Genomic DNA, 18,649 nt, shown 5'->3' on the forward strand with positions numbered 1-18,649 from the left:
GCCGAGGTTCGTTGGAACATGTCGCCCCGCGTCGAGCGCATTCACAGCGATGAGCGTCTTCCGGCCGAGGCGGACGCCGTCGTCGTCGGCGGCGGCATTCTCGGCTCTACGGCCGCCTATTACCTGGCGAAGCGCGGCCTCTCTGTGGCGCTGCTCGAGAAAGGCCACGTCGCCTGTGAACAATCGAGCCGGAACTGGGGTTGGTGCCGCCAGCAGAACCGCGACCGGCGCGAACTGCCGCTCTCGGTGCTCTCCATGCGACTGTGGGACGAGCTCACGCGCGATATCAATCGGGACCTCGGATTTCGACGCTGCGGTCTCGTCTATGCGACCCACGACGAGGCTGTGCTCGCCGGCTGGGAAAAGTGGCGCGAGGTCGCCAGGGAGTACGACGTCGACACACGCGTGCTGAGCCGGGCGGAGGTGGCCGAGCGAGTCCCGGAAGCGCGCGATAAATGGGTTGGCGGGACCTATTCGGAGCGTGACGGCAAGGCCGAACCTGCGCTCGCTGCGCCGGCTATCGCCGAAGCGGCCAGAACCCTGGGCGCCACGATCCATCAGGGATGCGCCGCGCGGGCGCTCGACCTGGCCAATGGCAAGATTGCGGGCGTGCACACGGAGAGGGGCTACATCAGGACCAGCGCGGTGCTGTGCGCCGCCGGCGCCTGGTCCTCCCGCTTCCTTCGGCCGCTCGGGATCAGTTTCCCCCAGGCGAGCATCCGGCAGACTGCGCTGCGTTCCACCCCGACGATCAACATAGGTGAGGCGGTCTCCACACCCTACTGCACGATCACGCGCCGACTGGACGGCAGCTATACGCTTGCGATCAGCGGCAAGGCGAACCTCGAAATCACGCCCCAGGCGATCAGGTACAGCCGCGAATTCATGCCGCAGTTCTTGCGCCGCTTGAAGAATGTCAGGCTCGGCGTCGGCCGATCCTTCGTTTCGGGGCCGGATTCGATGCCGGCGCTTCTGACCAACGACGACCGGATATTCGAACAGAATCGCGTGCTGGATCCTCCGCCCTTGAAATGGCTGGTGAGCCAAGTGGTGGAGAGTGTCCGGAAAACCTTCCCCCAATTCGGCGAAATAAAGATCGATAGCGCCTGGGGCGGCTTCGTCGATTGCACGCCGGACGCAGTGCCTGTGGTGTCAAAGGTGGATGGGGTGGAAGGCCTCGTCCTTGCGGCGGGCTGCTCGGGTCACGGCTTCGGTCTGGGGCCGGGGCTCGGCCATCTGGCCGCAGAGCTTGTCGTCAACGACACGCCTTGCGTCGATCCCACACCGTTTCGGCTGTCGCGCCTGGTCGATGGCTCGAAGCTGGACATCTCCGCCATCTGAAGATCGAGCCGGAAGTCAGCAGTGCCGATGGAGCGTTTCCTCCCCAACTTGAGCCACTCCTTGGGAGTGGCTCTTTCTTTTTGCCGGCCGACGGTTCAAGAGGCAGACGTCACGTCCAGCGGACGAACGATCGCACCGGCGTTCATGATATCTGCCGGATCAAAGGCGGTCTTGATCCGGCGCATCGCAGCGATGCGGCCGACATCGCCATACCGCTCCAGAAGGTTCTTCTTGAAACGACCGACGCCGTGCTCTGCACTGAACGTGCCGCCGAGCGCCGCAGCCGTGTCGTAGAGTTGCAATGATAGGCTGCCTTCGATCCGCTTGGTGAACTCCAGCCGGTCGACATCGCGAGGAACGAGGACGTTGTAGTGCAGATTACCGTCGCCCACATGCCCGTAAACGGAGAGCTCAAGGTCGGCGTCATACGATCGCACCTGCGAGCCGGCCAGATCCAGGAAGCGCTGAATGGAGGAAAGCGGTACCGAGATATCGTGCTTGACCGATCCGTTCCGGCGCTTCTCGCCCTCGGGGATGGTCTCGCGGAGCCGCCACATCGCGGTCCGCTGCGATTCGCTCTGCGCCAGCAATGCATCTTCGATCCATCCGGACTCGATCGCCTCGGCCAGTACGGCTTCCATCAATTCGTCGAGATCGAGATGACGTGAGGAAGAGGCGAGCTCGACGAGGACGGCGCCTCCTGGGCCCGCTCCCAGGGATGGCGGGTCGGTCATTGCTTCGGTCGCGAGTGCGATCGATCGGGCCGCCATGAATTCGAAAGTGGTCAGCAGGTCCGCGGATTCGCGACGGACGAGGGCGAGAACCTCGGCGAGCGGCGCGACGCTCGCGAGCTTCAGCCATGCGGTTGCGCGGCGGGTCGGCAAGGGCGCAAGACGCAACACTGCGCCGGTGACGATGCCGAGAGTCCCCTCGCTTCCGACGAAGCACTGCTTGACGTCGTAGCCGGTATTGTTTTTCCGCAGCTTGCGCATGTCGGACACCACCGTGCCGTCCGCCAGCACCGCCTCGATCCCGAGCAGCAGATCGCGCGTCATCCCGTACCTGACCACCGACAGGCCGCCGGCGTTGGTGCCGATGTTGCCGCCGATTCGGCAACTGCCTTCCGCGCCGAGGCTGAGCGGGAACAGAAGTCCTGCCGCCGTCGCGGCGTCCTGTACGTTCTTCAGGATGACGCCGGCGTCGACAGAGATGCTCATGGAGACGGGATCGACTTCGCGAATCCTGTCCATCCGCTCAAGGCTCACGATGATTTGGCGTCCCGACGCGTCGGGCGTCGCACCGCCGCAGTAGCTGGTGTTGCCGCCCTGCGGAACGATTCCGATACCGTGATGCGCCGCCAGGCGCACTATGTCGGCGACCTGCTGCGTCGTCGCCGGCTTCAGCACGGCAAACGTTGTCCCCGTGAAGAGCCGGCGTTGGTCCGATGTGTAAGTGGCGATTCGCTCCGGGTCTTCAACGAAGCCTCCACTGCCCAGAAGGTCGCGAAAGGCTCGAACGTGTACTGACTGGGACATGCGCAGCTCCCGATTGGCATCGGGTCATTTTTGCGCATTTGTGCCGCATTGGTTGCCGTTGAGTGGTTCTTCCGAAGAAACCAATGCCAAATTATGGCGATTGTCGGCAGTTTACACCGCGCGCCGACCCACTTCATCGCGAGGCAAGTCCCGAACATCGCAAGGACTTGCAAGCAACCTCGCCGTTCGGGCTCGCGTCAATTGGTCGATGCCCGCAAGTGGCTTCGGCAGCCATGCCGAAGTGATGCTCGGTGCTCGCCTGTATTCTCGCGAGGACAACATGCTTCGCATCATCTCCGAGGTCGCGTCCCCGCCTGGCCGCTGCTCATGCCGATTAGACCGGGCGGCCGAGCTGTTCGGGATGATCCTCTCGCCGCGGTCGCATCCCGCCATAAAAATTCGCTATGGCGGCAGACCGCAGTCGTGCTTCCCCCGCGACCGGGCGTAAATCTATTTTTTACTGCCGGACGCAGCAAAAAATTCTAAGCGTCAGACCAAAAAGCCGGCGGACTTAGTGGGTGCACAAAAGTTGGCAGCAACGGAGCGGGGAAATGACGATTGATGTAAGCCGGCGGGGATTTTGCATCGGAACCGCCCTGATCGGACTTCAGGACATGTCCTCCCGTGCATTTGCTCGAACCGAGGACGGCACGGTCAAGCTCGGGCTCGTCGCGCCGATGAGCGGTCCGAATGCGCGGTACGGCGCGTTTTCGCTGCGCGGCGCCGAGATGGCGGCGAAAGAGATCAACGGCGCGGGCGGCGTGGGCGGGCGCAAGATCAAGGTCATGCCCGCGGACAGCCAGGGGACACCGGTCGAAGGTGTTTCGGCGACCCGGCGTCTGATCGATCAGGACCAGGTCGATTTCATCATTGGCGACGTTTCCAGCTCGGTTACGCTGGCCATGCAGCCGGTGGCCGAAGACGCTGGCGTCCTTCTCCTCAATGCGGCGTCGTCCAACCCGATGATCACCTACAAGGCGGGCGTCGGCGGCTTCAAATGGACCTATCGCAACTATCCGACGGACGAGAACCGGGCGCTGATCGTGCTCCAGTATGCCGCCGAGAAGAAGGGCTTCACCAAATACGCCGTTCTCTCGGTTGACACCGACTATGGGCGCGCGGCCATCGCCTTCACCAAGAAGTACCTGCCTCGCTTCAACAGCCAGATCCTGACTGAGGACTACTATAAGGAAGGTGAAGTCGACTTCCGCAGCGTGCTTTCCAAGATCCGCGATTCCGGCGCGCAGGCCATCATCATGTATGGCAACGCGGATTCGACTCCCATCGTAGGGCGCCAGATGATCGAAGTCGGGATCGCCGGCAAGATTCCGCTCGTCGGGAATGCCGAGTTCAATACGGCAAGCACCATCAAGGCGGCGCCGAAGGCGCTCGAAGGAGCCATCGAGGCTGCGGCCTGGCTTCCGGCGTTCGATTCCCCAAAGAGCAAGGCGTTCGTCGAGAAGTTCATCGCGGAGTACGGCGAGGCCCCCAACAATCACGCCTATGTGCATTGGGAGACGGTGCATCTGCTGGCCAAGGCGATCGAGCAAGCTCAAAGCATTGACCGTGAGAAGGTCCGGGCTGCACTCTCGGCAATTCACTATGACAGCGCGGTCGGCGAGGTGACCTTCGATGATCATAACCAGGCGCGCCTGCCCATGATCTTGCTGGAAGTCGAGAAGGGCAAGCCCGTGATCAAGGGCACCTTTGCAGGCGAGATCGACTATCCCAAATAGGCCCAAACGGAACGGTCAGGCGCATGTTCTACACGGTCGTCGAGCAGGTCATCAACGGAATCGTTTCCGGATCGGTCTATGCGATCGTTGCCGTCGGAATGACGATGATCTTCGGTGTGCTGCGGGCGATCAACTTCGCGCATGGCGAATACTACATGCTCGGCACCTTCGGGGCCTGGTTCGCCATCGACTATTTCGATCTGCCATATCCGGTCGCCGTCGTGATCGGCGTGGTCGCGACGGCGCTGATCGCTGTCGTCGTTGGCAATTTCGTGATGCAGCGGATCGTCGGAGCGCCGGCCGAAGCCGGGGTTCTTGCGACGCTCGGTGTCGCCTTGATCCTGCAAAATACGACCATTCTCGTCTTCGGCGGCAGCTACAAGTTCTTCTCGGGCGGCTATATCGAGCCGGTGAGCATCTTTGGATTCACACTGGCCGAGCAGCGGATCCTGATCCTGCTCGTCGGCCTGGTTGTGTTCGTCGGCCTCGAATTGATCGTCACCTATAGCCGCATGGGGAAGGCGATGCGCGCGGTGTCGCAGAACATCGAGTGCTGCGCCGTCGTCGGCATCGATGTTCGCCATATTGCGCTGTGGACCTTCATTCTCGGCGCCTCCCTTGCTGCTCTTTCGGGCGTTCTGACCGCGCCGGTGAACGTCAGTGTCTACGGCGGCATGGGCGAGCTCATCACGTTCAAGACGCTGCCCATTATCATCATGGGCGGGCTCGGTAACGTTCGCGGCACGTTCATCGCTGCGATGATCCTGGGTATCGCAGAAAGTCTGGTCGCGACCTATGTCGGCCTGCAGTTCCGGGACACCGTTGGGTTCGCCACCCTGATGCTCGTCTTGATGTGGCGTCCGCACGGGCTGTTCTCCGCCCAGGCGCGCTTCTAAGCGAGGTATCCAGAGTTGTCCGAGATCGCGCGAGGTCCGAACATGACACCAGCCGAGCTCCCATTGCCGACGACGGCGCGGGATCTTCGACTTCCGTTCGGTGTCGCGCTGATCGCGCTCGCCTGTATCGCACCGCTCTTTCTCGGAAACTATCCGCTGCACGCGCTGATCATCGCGCTGATCTTCCTGCTGCCCGCGCACGGCCTCAACCTGCTGCTCGGCTATACCGGGCTGCTCTCGCTCGCCCAGGCAGCATTCTTCGGCATCGGCGCCTATGCGTCCGCGCTGCTGGCGGTGCATTTCGGCACGCCGTTCTATGTGAACTTCCTGGCGGCCGGGATCGCCGCCGGCGCCATCGCGCTGCCGCTCGGCATTCCCGCACTTAGGCTGCGCGCCACATCCTTCGTGATGTGTACGCTGGGTTTCGTCATCATCGGTCAGGCCATTGCCAAGAACTGGATCAGCCTGACACGCGGCGACATGGGGCTCGCGGCCATTCCGAAACCTTATTTCGCGCTGGGGCCGGCCTCGTTCACGGTCTCTGGAACGGTGGGTTTCTATTATCTGGTCCTCGCCATCGCTGCGATTGCGACATTGGCTGTCTACCTCATCGTGCGGTCGCCGGCGGGCCGGAACATGATCGCCATTCGCGAGAACGAGACGCTGGCCGAGTCCGTCGGCATCCCGACTTGGCATTACAAGCTGCTGGTTTTCATGATCAGTGCCGCGTTTGCCGGCTTCGGTGGCAGCCTCTATGCGCATTACCTCACCGTGGTCAGCCCGCTCACCTTCCAGATGTACTATTCGACCACGATGCTGATCATCGTCCTCGGAGGAGGTGCCGGCACCATCTCAGGCGTCATCTTCGGCAGCCTGTTGTTCGTCGGCCTCACCGAAGCCCTTCGCGTTGCGCCCGAACTGCGCATGATCGCTTACGGCTTCTTCCTGCTCGGTCTCGTGTTCTGGTTCCCGAGTGGCTTCGCACCGCTGATCGGCCGCTTCTGGTCATTCCTGGAGAGGCGCAAATGACCGGCCTTCCCATCCTCGATATCTCCGGCCTCTGCAAATCCTACGGTGCCATCCGCGCGGTGGACGCCCTCGATCTCCATGTCGATCGCGGCGAGATCTGCGGGCTGATCGGTCCGAACGGCTCGGGCAAGTCGACCTTCTTCGATTGCGTGACCGGGCTTGCGAAACCCAACGGGGGAGCGGTGAAGCTCGATGGCCAGGACATCACGGGCTGGTCCTTGAACGACATCGCGCGCGAGGGCCGCATGCTGCGGTCTTTCCAGAAGACGGTCGTGTTCGGCGCGCTCGACATCGAGGAAAACCTCGTCATCGCGGGCCAGATGTTCACCTTTCCCGGCATCCTGTCGACGTTCGGGATCGGCGCGGCAGCCCGCAATCGCGTGGCGGCACTGCGGGAGCGGGCGCGGGAGCTGATTCAGATCGCGGGTCTGTGGGACGTGCGTTTCCAGCCCGCGGGCAAGCTGTCCGGCGGCCAGCAGAAGCTGATCCAGTTCGCCTCGATGCTCATGCCCGAGCCAAAGCTCATCCTGCTCGACGAGCCGATGGCCGGCATCAACCCCAAGCTCATCGAACGCGTCGTCGACAGCATCCGCCTTGCCAACACGTCTTTCGGCGTCAGCTTCCTGATCATCGAGCACAACATCGACGTGGTGACGAGCCTGTGTAGGCGCGTGGTCGTGCTCGACCAAGGGTGCAAGCTCGCGGAAGGCACGCCCGACGAGATTGTCCGGAACCAGGCGGTGCGGGAGGCCTATCTCGGTGGCTGAACCCTCTCTTTCGATCAAGGGACTGCGCGCGGGTTACGGCTTGCTCGACATCCTCAACGGCGTGGATCTCGACGTGCCCCAAGGCCAGTTCGTCGCCCTGATGGGACCGAACGGCGCCGGCAAGTCGACGCTGCTCAAGACGCTCTATGGCATGACGACGATCAAGGGCGGCAGCATCAACTGGCAGGGCAAGGACATCAGCGCCTACAAGTCCCGCGCGATTCTCGCCGAAGGCATCTCCTGGGTCCCGCAGGGACGCTGCAATTTCTCGCTCATGACGGTCGACGAGAATCTCCAGATGGCCGCCTACACTTTGCGCGATGCCAAAGTGAAGGCGGAGCGGGATTATGTCTACGACCTGTTTCCGATCCTGAAGACGCGCCGCAATACGCTGGCGGGAAACATGTCCGGTGGCGAGCAGCAATTGCTCGAGGTCGCGATGGCGGTGCTGCAGCGACCCAAGATCCTGCTGGTCGACGAGCCGTCGGTCGGGTTGTCGCCCACGGCCATCGGGAACGTCTTCGATGAGCTGCTGCGCATCAATGCTGCCGGCCAGACCATTCTGCTCGTCGAGCAGAACACCAAAAAGGCCATGGCGGTCGCCCAACGCGCCGTCATCCTCCGCCTCGGCAAGGTAATCTGGGACGGCCGGCCCGCGGATATCACGCACGACGAGTTGGGCGAATTGTTCCTGACCGGCCGCATGCGCGACGAAACCGACGTCGAACACTGACGTCATCTGCAACGCGAAGGACCACCAAAGTGACGATTTTCGTGCCCGCCGCGCGGGTCTCCCGCATCAAGATCTCACCGACCACCGCGGCGTCCGCGCGCGTTCGTGAACTGAAGGCAGCAGGTCGTGACATCATCGACATGGCGATCGGGGAGCCTGACTTCGACACCCCTGATAACGTCAAGGCCGCAGCGCACGATGCGATTGATCGCGGAGAGACGAAATATACCGCGGTGAACGGCACCGTCGCCCTGCGCAAGGCGATCATCGGCGATTACAAGCGGCGCCTTGGGCTCGACTATGCCGACAATGAGATTTGCGTCGGCGGCGGCGCCAAGCAGATTCTGTTCCTGGCGCTGATGGCAAGCGTGGAAGAGGGGACGGAGGTCATCATCCCGGCGCCGTACTGGGTGTCCTATCCCGACATGGTCATCGCCAACGACGGCAAGCCCGTCATCGTGCGCTGCTCCGAGAACCAGGGGTTCAAGCTGACGGCCGATGCGCTCGAGGCCGCCATTACGCCGCGGACGCGGTGGCTCATCCTCAATGCGCCGTCGAACCCGACGGGCGCGGCCTATTTGCGATCGGACCTGGAGGCGCTGGGCGCTGTTCTGCTGCGGCATCCCAACGTGCTCGTGCTATCCGACGATATCTACGACCAGATCTGGTATCGCGACGTACCCGCAACCACGCTGGCGGCCGCCGTGCCGGCATTGAAGGAGCGCATTCTCCTCACCAACGGCGTTTCCAAGACGTACGCGATGACCGGCTGGCGGATCGGCTATGCGGCGGGTCCTGCGCCGCTGGTTGCCGCAATCAACAAGCTGCAATCGCAGATGTCGTCATGTCCGTCGTCGATCAGTCAGGCCGCCGCAGCTCATGCGCTCACCAGCGATCAATCCTTCGTTCGCGAGAGCGTCAAGCTCTACAAGGAGCGGCGCGACTACGCCTGTGCGCGGCTGAACGCGATATCAGGCCTGTCGTGCCTCGTCCCGGATGGGGCTTTCTATCTTTACCCGGGCTGCGCCGGCGTGATCGGCAAGACGACGCCGGGCGGAAAGGTCATCGAGAACGATCTCGATTTCGTGCTGTACCTGCTCGATGACGTCGGTGTCGCTGCCGTGCAGGGTGCAGCCTACGGATTGTCACCCTATTTCCGCCTGTCGATCGCGACCTCGATGGAGGCGATCAAGGAAGCCTGCGACCGCATCGGGAAGGCCTGTAAGGCGCTACGCTGAACGCCTGGGGTCTTGCAAAGAATCTCATTGAAATCAACGACCTAGATAGAGGATATTGCCAACCCAGGTACATCGAGGGGCAGCGTTCCGCACACATGAGCGTCGATTTCAGGAAGCTGAAGAGCTTTGTCAAAGTCGTCGACGCCGGCAGCGTTTCGCGGGCGGCCGGTCTGTTGCGGACGGCGCAGCCCGCGCTCTCGCAGCAGATCGCCGCTCTCGAGAGTCATTTCAAGCACAAGCTGCTGCTGCGCAGCAATCAGGGCATCGTCCCGACCGAAGCCGGCCTCATTCTCTATCGTCATGCCCAACTTCTGCTGAAGCAGATCGAGCAGGCGCAGATCGACATCGATCAATCGACCAAGGCGCTGGCCGGACGCGTGTCGATCGGGCTTGCCACCTATTCGGCCTCCAGCACGCTGTCGCTGCCGCTGCTCAAGGAGATGTCCAGGCTCCATCCCCAGATCATCGTCCACATCAACGACAGTTTCGGCCACGTGCTGAGCGAGCTCATCATGACCGGCAAGATGGACATGGCCATGATCTACGGGTCCGGTCCGATCAAGGGCGTGAAACTCCAGCCGCTGTTCCGGGAGGAGCTGTATCTGGTGTCGCGCGCGGATCCGGCCGCGAAGAAATCCGTGGATGAGCCGCTCCAGCTTTCCGCGCTTGCCGACGTCAAGCTTCTGCTGCCGAGCCAGGGGCATTTTCTGCGCCGGCTGATCGATGAATCCCTGGCGCGGGCAAGGGTGACACCAAACGTCGTGTCTGAGATCGAGTCCGTCTCCGCGCTGGGCGCGGCGGTCACGGAGGGGCTCGGCTCCACCATCTTGCCGGCATCCGTCGCAGCGAGCGCATCGAGCTTTGCGGGTGTCGAAGTCCGGCGGCTCGTCCGCCCGGCGATTGAGGCCACCGTTTCGCTGTGCGTGTCCGATCATTTGCCGCTGTCGGAGCCGGCGCTTGCCACGCGAGCGGTGCTTCTGACCGTGGTCGAGAAGCTGATGCGAAACCATCCGCAGGGCATTCGGGCGGTCTAGCCTCAAATCCGGATCACTTCGAGGACGCGAGCACCACGTGCTTAAGGCGAATGTGCTTGCGTCCTTGAAGCCATAAACAAAACCTATGGCGGCAGACCGGAGTTGTGGTGGCCGGCCAAGGGCACATTTCCTACCCTCGAAATACGTGGAATCCGCAATCTCGACTCCATGCTTTGACCGTGCGTCGGCAGGGAAAATTCGACGGACCAGCGTCGTCTTGATGACGATCGCTTCGAGGAAAAAGATGGCTAAGCTTGGATTCGATACCGGTGGAACCTTCACCGATTTCGCGCTTCTCGACGACACCGGCGAATTGCATCTGCACAAGGTCCTGAGCACCCCGAACAACCCGGCCGAGGCCGTGGTTCGTGGTGTGTCCGAGCTGCTCGAGCAGTTCGGTGACGTTGTCGACCTCGACAAGCTCCAGGTGTTAGGCGCAACCACCGTCGTTACCAACGCAGTGCTCGAACGCAAGGGCGTCAAGACCGGCTTCATCTCGACATCCGGTTTTCAGGACATGCTGCGCATCCGCAATGAAGGACGTTACGATCTCTACGATCTGAACCTCAAATATCCGGATCCGCTGGTGACGCGCGCCGACAGTTATGGTGCGGTCGAGCGCATCTCGGCCGATGGCGACATCGTGACGGCGCTGAAGGAGGAAACGGTTCGCGAGATTGCCGGCCGGCTGCGCGACGACGGCATCAAGTCCGTCGCCGTCTGCCTGCTCCACGCCTACAAATATCCGACTCACGAGCAGCGCATCGCGGCGCTCTTGCGGGAAGAGAATCCCGACATCTTCGTCTCGCTGTCCTCCGAGGTGTGCCCGGAAGTTCGCGAGTTCGACCGCGCTTCGACCACGGTGGTCAACGCCTATACGCGCCCGCAGATGTCGGGCCACGTCGCGCATCTCGAGCGCGAATTCGCCGCCAAAGGCATTAATCGCCAGGTCCTGTGGATGACCTCGTCCGGTGGCCTCGTGCCGAGCCGCCGCGCCGCCGAGCTGCCCGTGCGCCTGATTGAATCGGGACCGGCGGCGGGCGCCGTCGCAGCGGCCGAGTTCGGCCGCATCGCGGGCGAGGGCAGCGTGCTGTCCTTCGACATGGGCGGCACCACTGCCAAGCTGTGCCTGATTCCAAATGGCGAGCCGACGGTCGGCACCGACCTCGAAGTCGCGCATTATCATCGTTTTCGCAAGGGCTCCGGCTTTCCACTAAAGATCCAGTCGATCCGCATGATCGAGATCGGTGCCGGCGGCGGCTCGATCGCCGCCAAGAACCCACTCGGCCTGCTCGATGTCGGACCGCGCTCGGCCGGCGCGCTTCCGGGCCCCGCTGCCTATCAGCGCGGCGGCACCGAGCCGACGGTGACCGACGCCGACATTCTGCTCGGCTATATGGGGACCGAATCCTTCGTCGGCGGCTCCTTCAAGGTGTCCAAGGATGCGGCCGAGGCGGCAATGGCCAAGCTCGCGGCTTCCCTCGACGTCAGCGTGCCGCGTTGCGCGTGGGGCATCCACGACCTCGTCAACGAGTCCATGAGCAAGGCGGCCGCGGTACATGCGACCGATCTCGGCGTCGATCCGCGCAGCCTGCCGATGGTGGCTTTCGGCGGTGCGGGTCCGGTGCACGCCTATGGCATCGCGCGCAAGCTTGGCATCAAGCGCGTGATCTGCCCGACCGGCGCCGGCGTCACATCGGCGATCGGGCTGCTCATCGCGCCGGTCGCGGTCGATCTGTCGGCAAGCTTTCCGATGAGGGTCGACAACTGGGATTTCGCCACCATGGATCGCCTGCTCGGCGACCTTGCGGCGCAGGGCGCAGAAGTCGTCATCGCAGCCGGTGTCGCACCGGAGACGATCACCAACACCTACACGGTCGACATGCGCCACGTCGGCCAGGGGCACGAGATCACGGTCGCCTTGCCGGATCGCAATCTTCCCGCAAAGCAATTCCTGGAGCAGCTGCTCGCCAATTTTTACAAGCTGTACCGCGAGCTGTTCGGCCGCACCGTTGCCGGTTCGTCGGTCGAGGTCATCACCTGGCGCCTGCGCTCCAGCGGCGAGAAGGATCAGGTCACGCGTCCGCACAGCAGGGAAGCTGCCCAGGCCAAGAACGGCTCGCGCCCGGTGTATTTCAACGAGCTCGGCGGGTACGCCGAGACGGCGGTCTACGACCACTACAAATTGCCTGTCGGCGAGGAAATCGAGGGACCGGCCATCGTCGAGCAGCGCGAGTCCACCGCGGTCGTCGGACCGAGCGGCAGGGCTCACGTCGATGCCCACGGCAATCTCGTCATCAACATCGCCTAGAGGAAGCCGCGCATGTCCGTGAATGCAGCCGATTTCAACGATCCGATCAACCTTCAAGTGATGTGGAATCGCCTGATCTTCATCGCCGACCAGGCCGACATCGTTCTCGGGCGCACGGCGTTCTCGCCGATCGTGCGCGAGAACCACGATTATGTGACCGTGCTGCTCGACAGCCGCGGCCGCGCGCTCGCCCAGTGCACCTGGTCTATCCCGGTGTTCATCACGTCGCTGCCGATGGCCGCGCAAAAATACTTTCTGCCGAAGTTTCCACCGGAAAGCCTGCAGGAGGGCGACGTCCTCGCCACCAACGATCCCGAGATCGGCACGGGTCATCTCCCCGACGTGACCATGATCACGCCGATATTCAGGAAGGGCAAGATCGTGGCCTATGCGGGCTCGATCGCCCATCTGCCCGATGTCGGCGGCCGCCCGTTGCACTCCGAGGCCAGCGACATCTTCGAGGAAGGCATTCGCTTTCCCATCGTGAAGCTGCACAAAGCAGGCGTTCTCAACAAGGACGTGCTGGATATCATCGCTGCGTCCGTTCGCCTCCCGACCGAAGTGATGGGCGACCTCGAATCCATGGTTGCTGCCAACAACGTCATGGGACGCGAGCTCGTGAAGTTCCTGGACGAGTATGATCTCGATGGCATCGACGAGCTCGCGGACGCCATCCATACGCGATCCGAAGCGCAGACGCGCAAGGCCATCAGGCAATGGCCGAACGGGACGTACTCAGCGGAAGTTCTGCTCGACGGGTACGACGCAGATGTGAAGCTCAAGGCGTCGGTTATCGTCCGCGACGACTCCATTCACGTCGACTATGCCGGCACCTCGGATCAGATCCTTCATTCGATCAATTGTCGCACCAACTATCGCTACGCCCATTCCGTCTATGCGCTGAAGTGCCTGCTCGACCCCGATACGCCCAACAACGAGGGCTGCATCACGCCGATCACCGATGAAGCCCCGCTCGGCTCCATCCTCAACCCGGAGCAGTGGACCGCCGGAAATTCGCGAAACCTGATCGGCCATGTGATTCCGTCGCTGATCTTCAAGGCGCTGGAGGGTGTCGTGCCTGGTCTCGTGATGGGCGATAGCGGCGGCGCGCCGATCTGGGCTGCGAACTGCGTCGGTCAGCGCGACGACGGCTCGCAATACAGCTCCGTCCAGAATTTTCACGGCGGACAGGGAGCTCGTGCCGCGTACGATGGTCTCGACACCCTGAGCTTTCCGTCCAACTGCAAGGTGACGGCGGTCGAAATGTTCGAAATTGCCGTGCCGGTGCTCACAGAATGCAAGGAGCTGATTCCGGATTCCGGCGGCGCGGGCAAGAGTCGTGGTGGCCTCGGCCAGCGCGTCGTGCTGCGCAACCGCGGACGTAATCCAATGAGCATTTATCTCGCTTCCGAGCGGGTGCGTCATCCCTGCTTCGGCGTCGTGGGCGGCCAATCCGGCAGCGCCGGCAAGGTGACCAGGAACGGCGAACCGCAGTTCCCCAAGGGCAAGGTCGTTCTCAGGACCGGCGATCGGCTGGAGGTCGAGACGCCCGGTGGCGGCGGATGGGGACAAACCAGTGAGCGTAGCCCTGCAGCGGTCGAACTCGATCTGGCCGAAGGGTTGATTACGCCAGCGGCAGCGAGGCAGACTTACGGCTATCGACGCTCAAGTCTGGCGGCGACCGCTGCCGAATAGAGGTACGGAATGGGCCTGCTCGACGGAAAGATCGCGCTCGTCACGGGCGCAGGGACGGGAATCGGCCGAGAGACCGCGATCCTCCTGGCCCAGGAGGGCGCGACGGTCGTCCTGACTGGCCGCCGGATCGCGCCGCTGGAGGAGGTTGTCGCGGCGATCGAGAAAGCAGGCGGCAAGGCCGTTGCCCGTGCGCTCGATGTCGCCTCACGGGAGGCGATCCTGGAGACGGTCGGCTGGGTCAAGAACAATCTCGGATCGGTCGACATCCTCGTGAACAACGCGGGCAGTGCCAGCAAGGTGCTGAACGCGCGCTTCATCAGCGAGGTCGAGTGGAACGCCACGGTGAACGTCAATCTCACCGCGGTGTTCAACCTGACCCAGGCCGTGCTGGAGGACATGATCGCCAGGAGGGAGGGTACGATCATCACCGTCTCCTCGTTGGCGGTCGTCAACCCGAACCTGCTTGGTGGTGCCGCTTACGGTGCGGCCAAGGCCGGCGTTAAGAACTTCATGACCTTCCTGCACAACACCTATCGCAACCAGGGCATTCGCGCGACGACGATCCTGCCGGGAGAGACCGACACGCCGATCATGAATAATCGCGCGCGACCGCCGGCGGATAGCGAACGTGCTGTGATGCTCAATCCGCACGACGTCGCGCGCGCGGTGCTGCTCTGCGCCAGCCTGCAAAAGGGCGCCGTGATCCCCGAACTGCACATCTGCCCGACCTTCATGCGCGATACCTCCGCAGACATCGAGACGGCCCGGTGGGTCGGTGCGCCGGAAGGCCTGAAAGACCAGCCGAAGCGTTAGAAAGGATCTCCCATGAACGGCGCCAAACTGCGCGAGCGTCTTGCCAAGGGCGAGGCGGTCACCATGCTCACGCCCCACCATGCTTCGTCGGGACTGGCGGTGCGCCTGGTCGAGCTTGGCGCAGATGCCATCTTCGTCGATTGCGAGCACGGTACCTGGAGCTTCGAGGATGTGCGCGCCGCCGCGCAGGCCATTCGCGGGGCGGGTGGAGCGGCCATCGTTCGCCCGCACTCCCACGAGCGGCCACTCCTGATCCGCTATCTCAACGCCGGCGCCGACGGTCTCATGGTTCCTATGGTGGATACCGCAGACCAGGCGCGCGCCATCGTCGACGCCGTCCGCTACGCCTGTCCCGCCGACCATGAGAAGCGATTGATCATCGCGATGATCGAGACGCCGAAAGCGATCGATGACATCGATGAGCTGCTCGCGGTGGATGGGATCGACGTGTTCTTCATCGGACCCGGCGATCTGTCCCAGAACATGGGATATCCGCCGGCGCCTCCGTTCGGCCAGTCCCGGCCCCAAGCTGTGATCGAGCGCGTGGGATTTGCCGTGAAGAAGATTCGCGCCGCAGGCAAGATCGCGGGCACGCTGGTGACCTCCGACGAGCTGCCGTCCTGGCTGGAGCAGGGCGTGCGGTATTTCTACATTCATTCCGATCCGTTCCTTCGCGTCGGCCTTGCCGGCGTGAAGAAGCTGCTCGGCCGATAGCCGCGTCCATCGCCGCGCTGAAGAAGGTCTCCCTTGCCATTTGAATTGTTCAACCTCGCCGGCAGGCGCGCGCTCGTCACGGGATCCTCGCAAGGCATCGGATCTTTTTCCGGCAATCGCGCAAGGCGTTGCGCGCCTTAAGCGACCGGCCTCTCCCAAACCTTCGTTCGTACGGCCCACGCCTTGAACTGTTGAGCGCGGAGCGCATCGAATTCAGCGCGGCATGCTTCGCCGAAGCTCCGGAGAACATCAGCAGAGCCGGTTTCAAACATCTCGCGAACGCTCTCGCTCGTCAGCGATATTCCGGGTTGGAGCAGGGTATCGATAATCCGCCTGAGGGCCTGTTCAGCAGCAGAAAGCACCGCCGGCGAGGAAATGATCCTCATTCGGCTCAGTTTCTCGTACAGGACCACTATCGACGCAATGTCGGGCTTGTCATGTTGGAGCGCATCCACGTAAGACTTGGACGCCGCCTCGACAAATTCCTTATAGAGATCTTGCCTTCGCAGTCTGTCCTGGACAAACCATTGAGCACGCAGCTGCTTCTGTTGTGCGACCCACGAGCCCAGGAAAGACATTGCTCCCCCGATCGCGGCTCCGCCAAGGCCGGCCGCTGCGGAAACCAAGGTCCCATCCATCGCTTCACCTCAAAGCCAAAATCGATCTACACACGGTGTTCAGCCGTGCGCCTTGCAAGTGGCACGACAGACAAGGATCGCACTCCTTGCGCGCCATGTATTAGGACGCCTTCGATATCGGCGGTTGCCGATGGTCCGGTATTGAATGACGCGTAATGTCCCGACCGGAACTCAGGGCGTCGATAGGCGTGATGGAGATTTGGAACGATGTCGGCGGGATCAAGCAGAACGATGATGTGCTGCGCGAGATATGCCAAGGCATTGACTTCCAGATCGCGCTCGCTCAGGAGAACCGAGCCGGTCTCAGCAACGGCAAAGGAAGCGCGCACGATTGCGAAATCGACATCCGCCAGGTCGACAGGCGAATAGACGTCCGCAAGGTCGCGATTGCCTGCAAGCTCCGGCACCACCGAGCAAACGACTTTCGCCGTGCCAATTTTGTCGCGCGCCGCCTGGAGCTCGTCCCCGCCGACTGGCGGATCGAGGAATATGCCGCCCATGCGCTCCAAACTTGTCTTGAATGTTGCCAGAAGGGCCACGGGCTCGGGCGGATCGAACAAGGGAACGACGGGTAGCGGCCGCTCGGCTTTAGGACGGTTGGTTCGAATGGCGGCAAGAATGTCTTCCCGGCTGCTCATTTTTTCTCTCCCCGGTTTATACGATACCAACTGTGGAACGTTTGCTTGGGCGCATGCGGGATTTCGCGGCCCTTGCCCCAGGCATTGAGACCATTGTAGATCACGAACCGTGGAAGATGGGGCAGCACCGCATCGGCTGCGGCAATCGCAGCGCGGTAGGCTGCCGGACGCGACAGCAACTCGCCCGCGGCTTTCATGGCGGCCTTCTTGACGAACGGCACCTCGTGCTGCTTCACGAGCTCTCGCCGCCAGGCGTAGATTTGCTCGTGGATGTTGATCTTCACGGGGCGGACGTTGGTACAACTACCGTTCAGCGTGGATGCGAACGGCAGGTTGCTGTATTTGCGCGCATTGAAGGTCGGGTCGATGATGAGCCCGATCGGCCCCGAATAGGTCGCGCCGTAGCTCAGGCCGCCACTGCGCCGGTAGACCGGGCAGGTGTTCATGCAGGCTCCGCAGCGGATGCACTTCAGTGAGGTCCAGAATTCCTCCAGTCCGAGGCGCGCGGACCGGCCATTGTCCACCAGGACCACGTGCATCTCGCCGCCCCGCCGCGGCCCTCGAAAGTGTGACGTATACTGGGTGATCGGCGACCCGAGCGCGCTGCGCGACAGCATCCGTACGAAAACGGCGAGATGCTCCAGCCGGGGTATCGTCTTCTCGATCCCGATCGAGGCGATGTGCAGTTTCGGCGCGTTGGCCGAGAGATCGGCGTTTCCCTCATTGGTGCAGACGACGACACTGCCGGTCTCTGCAACGGCAAAGTTGCAACCGGTCATGCCGGCGTCCGCCGCCAGGATCAAGGGCCGCGTCGCCTCGCGCTGCGCCTCGGCCAGATAATGCACGTCACTATTGTTCGGATCCGTCCCGATGGTCTTCGCAAACACGTCGGCCACGTCGCATCTTGTGGACCGCCGGAACGACCACGTGGCTTGGGTCTTCGTTGTCGAGTTGCTAGATGCGCTCGCCGAGATCGGTCTCGATCACCTCGATGCCGACCGAGGCCATATAGTGCCGGAATCCACTCCTCTGTCAGCATCGACTTGCTTTTGATCAGTGACTTGGCACCGTGGTCCCTGAGAATGCCGTGAACGATCTTGTTGTGCTCAACCGCGTCCCGGGCCCAGTGCACATAGACGCCATTCGCGCGTGCGTTTGCCTCGAACTGCTCCAGATATTCGTCGAGATGGGTCAGCGTGTGCTCCTTGATCGCCGACGCGAGCGAGCGCAGTTCTTCCCACTCCGGCATGTGCTCCATTTCCCGGTCGCGCTTCTGTCGGAGGTCCCACAGCCGCTCGTCGTGCATCTTCTCGTGCTGAGGTGCCGCGATGAACCGCGCGGCCGCTTCGGCCTGATCCACCGGACGGTTGCCGTGAATCTTCGCCCCGCGCGGCTGACGCTCGGCGCTTGGTCGCAGCGGCTTGGAGCTGCCCTCGGCATGGTCCAGGCGACGCCCGTCGCGATAGATCGCGTCCTGATCGTCCCGCGCGAGCAACTCGGGATGCAGCATCCCACAGTCACCAGTGGTCGG

15 protein-coding genes and 1 pseudogene are annotated in these 18,649 nt (G+C 62.7%); 12 read left to right on the forward strand and 4 right to left on the reverse strand.

The genetic code is table 11. The features are described from left to right. Positions 1-18 precede the first annotated feature (18 nt). Positions 19-1,341, forward strand: coding sequence for an NAD(P)/FAD-dependent oxidoreductase (locus SO140_RS15145; RefSeq protein ID WP_449378933.1), 1,323 nt, complete (start codon positions 19-21; stop codon positions 1,339-1,341). A gap of 95 nt (positions 1,342-1,436) precedes the next feature. Here SO140_RS15145 and SO140_RS15150 read toward each other — a convergent pair whose 3' ends face one another. Continuing rightward, entirely contained in the window at positions 1,437-2,876 is a 1,440-nt protein-coding gene (locus SO140_RS15150) for an FAD-binding oxidoreductase (protein WP_449378932.1), read from the reverse strand. A 551-nt stretch (positions 2,877-3,427) separates the two neighbouring features. On the opposite strand from SO140_RS15150, the gene SO140_RS15155 reads away from it, so the two are divergent. The 11 genes from SO140_RS15155 to SO140_RS15205 all read left to right on the forward strand — a co-directional run bounded on the left by SO140_RS15155 (position 3,428) and on the right by SO140_RS15205 (position 15,842). Then, positions 3,428-4,612 carry an ABC transporter substrate-binding protein gene (locus SO140_RS15155; protein ID WP_449378931.1) on the forward strand — a complete coding sequence of 395 codons (1,185 nt, stop codon included), beginning with the start codon at positions 3,428-3,430 and terminating at the stop codon, positions 4,610-4,612. A 23-nt stretch (positions 4,613-4,635) separates the two neighbouring features. Continuing rightward, complete coding sequence (locus SO140_RS15160; protein ID WP_449378930.1) at positions 4,636-5,508, forward strand: branched-chain amino acid ABC transporter permease; 873 nt, start codon at positions 4,636-4,638, stop codon at positions 5,506-5,508. Between the two features lie 42 nt (positions 5,509-5,550). Beyond that, on the forward strand, positions 5,551-6,537 hold the full coding sequence (locus SO140_RS15165) for a branched-chain amino acid ABC transporter permease (protein WP_474799126.1): 987 nt from the start codon (positions 5,551-5,553) through the stop codon (positions 6,535-6,537). Further along, positions 6,534-7,304 (forward strand): ABC transporter ATP-binding protein, encoded by a 771-nt coding sequence (locus SO140_RS15170; RefSeq protein ID WP_449378928.1) that lies wholly within the window; start codon positions 6,534-6,536, stop codon positions 7,302-7,304. The genes SO140_RS15165 and SO140_RS15170 overlap by 4 nt, the downstream gene beginning before the upstream one ends. Next, positions 7,297-8,037 (forward strand): branched-chain amino acid ABC transporter ATP-binding protein, encoded by a 741-nt coding sequence (locus tag SO140_RS15175; protein WP_449378927.1) that lies wholly within the window; start codon positions 7,297-7,299, stop codon positions 8,035-8,037. Before SO140_RS15170 ends, SO140_RS15175 begins: the two co-directional genes overlap by 8 nt. Before the next feature lie 29 nt (positions 8,038-8,066). Beyond that, positions 8,067-9,275: an aspartate transaminase gene (locus SO140_RS15180; RefSeq protein WP_449378926.1), complete on the forward strand. Its 1,209-nt coding sequence runs from the start codon at positions 8,067-8,069 to the stop codon at positions 9,273-9,275. Between the two features lie 95 nt (positions 9,276-9,370). After that, complete coding sequence (gene nac / locus SO140_RS15185; protein ID WP_449378925.1) at positions 9,371-10,309, forward strand: nitrogen assimilation transcriptional regulator NAC; 939 nt, start codon at positions 9,371-9,373, stop codon at positions 10,307-10,309. A gap of 244 nt (positions 10,310-10,553) precedes the next feature. Beyond that, positions 10,554-12,620 (forward strand): hydantoinase/oxoprolinase family protein, encoded by a 2,067-nt coding sequence (locus tag SO140_RS15190; RefSeq protein WP_449378924.1) that lies wholly within the window; start codon positions 10,554-10,556, stop codon positions 12,618-12,620. A 12-nt stretch (positions 12,621-12,632) separates the two neighbouring features. Beyond that, complete coding sequence (locus SO140_RS15195) at positions 12,633-14,315, forward strand: hydantoinase B/oxoprolinase family protein (RefSeq protein WP_449378923.1); 1,683 nt, start codon at positions 12,633-12,635, stop codon at positions 14,313-14,315. Between the two features lie 9 nt (positions 14,316-14,324). Further along, entirely contained in the window at positions 14,325-15,128 is an 804-nt protein-coding gene (locus SO140_RS15200) for an SDR family NAD(P)-dependent oxidoreductase (protein WP_449378922.1), read from the forward strand. A 12-nt stretch (positions 15,129-15,140) separates the two neighbouring features. Beyond that, complete coding sequence (locus SO140_RS15205) at positions 15,141-15,842, forward strand: HpcH/HpaI aldolase family protein (protein ID WP_449378921.1); 702 nt, start codon at positions 15,141-15,143, stop codon at positions 15,840-15,842. 137 nt (positions 15,843-15,979) lie between these two features. Here SO140_RS15205 and SO140_RS15210 read toward each other — a convergent pair whose 3' ends face one another. The 3 genes and pseudogenes from SO140_RS15210 to SO140_RS15220 all read right to left on the reverse strand — a co-directional run bounded on the left by SO140_RS15210 (position 15,980) and on the right by SO140_RS15220 (position 18,628). Continuing rightward, positions 15,980-16,480 carry a hypothetical protein gene (locus tag SO140_RS15210; RefSeq protein ID WP_449378920.1) on the reverse strand — a complete coding sequence of 167 codons (501 nt, stop codon included), beginning with the start codon at positions 16,478-16,480 and terminating at the stop codon, positions 15,980-15,982. Between the two features lie 26 nt (positions 16,481-16,506). Continuing rightward, positions 16,507-17,118 carry a LutC/YkgG family protein gene (locus SO140_RS15215; RefSeq protein WP_449378919.1) on the reverse strand — a complete coding sequence of 204 codons (612 nt, stop codon included), beginning with the start codon at positions 17,116-17,118 and terminating at the stop codon, positions 16,507-16,509. Then, positions 17,115-18,628 (reverse strand): annotated as a pseudogene (locus SO140_RS15220) (lactate utilization protein B). The gene SO140_RS15215 and the pseudogene SO140_RS15220 overlap by 4 nt, the downstream one beginning before the upstream one ends. Between the last annotated feature and the right edge of the window lie 21 nt (positions 18,629-18,649).

It is taken from the genome of Bradyrhizobium sp. UFLA05-108 (assembly GCF_059803455.1).

What these genes read in the sequence shown, in the direction of transcription:
- nac (WP_449378925.1), top strand. Translation starts at nt 9,371, where the DNA reads ATGAGCGTCGATTTCAGGAAGCTGAAGAGCTTTGTCAAAGTCGTCGAC.
- SO140_RS15155 (WP_449378931.1), top strand. Translation starts at nt 3,428, where the DNA reads ATGACGATTGATGTAAGCCGGCGGGGATTTTGCATCGGAACCGCCCTG.
- SO140_RS15150 (WP_449378932.1), bottom strand. Translation starts at nt 2,876, where the DNA reads ATGTCCCAGTCAGTACACGTTCGAGCCTTTCGCGACCTTCTGGGCAGT.
- SO140_RS15215 (WP_449378919.1), bottom strand. Translation starts at nt 17,118, where the DNA reads ATGAGCAGCCGGGAAGACATTCTTGCCGCCATTCGAACCAACCGTCCT.
- SO140_RS15195 (WP_449378923.1), top strand. Translation starts at nt 12,633, where the DNA reads ATGTCCGTGAATGCAGCCGATTTCAACGATCCGATCAACCTTCAAGTG.
- SO140_RS15165 (WP_474799126.1), top strand. Translation starts at nt 5,551, where the DNA reads ATGACACCAGCCGAGCTCCCATTGCCGACGACGGCGCGGGATCTTCGA.
- SO140_RS15145 (WP_449378933.1), top strand. Translation starts at nt 19, where the DNA reads ATGTCGCCCCGCGTCGAGCGCATTCACAGCGATGAGCGTCTTCCGGCC.
- SO140_RS15210 (WP_449378920.1), bottom strand. Translation starts at nt 16,480, where the DNA reads ATGGATGGGACCTTGGTTTCCGCAGCGGCCGGCCTTGGCGGAGCCGCG.
- SO140_RS15160 (WP_449378930.1), top strand. Translation starts at nt 4,636, where the DNA reads ATGTTCTACACGGTCGTCGAGCAGGTCATCAACGGAATCGTTTCCGGA.
- SO140_RS15205 (WP_449378921.1), top strand. Translation starts at nt 15,141, where the DNA reads ATGAACGGCGCCAAACTGCGCGAGCGTCTTGCCAAGGGCGAGGCGGTC.
- SO140_RS15170 (WP_449378928.1), top strand. Translation starts at nt 6,534, where the DNA reads ATGACCGGCCTTCCCATCCTCGATATCTCCGGCCTCTGCAAATCCTAC.
- SO140_RS15190 (WP_449378924.1), top strand. Translation starts at nt 10,554, where the DNA reads ATGGCTAAGCTTGGATTCGATACCGGTGGAACCTTCACCGATTTCGCG.
- SO140_RS15200 (WP_449378922.1), top strand. Translation starts at nt 14,325, where the DNA reads ATGGGCCTGCTCGACGGAAAGATCGCGCTCGTCACGGGCGCAGGGACG.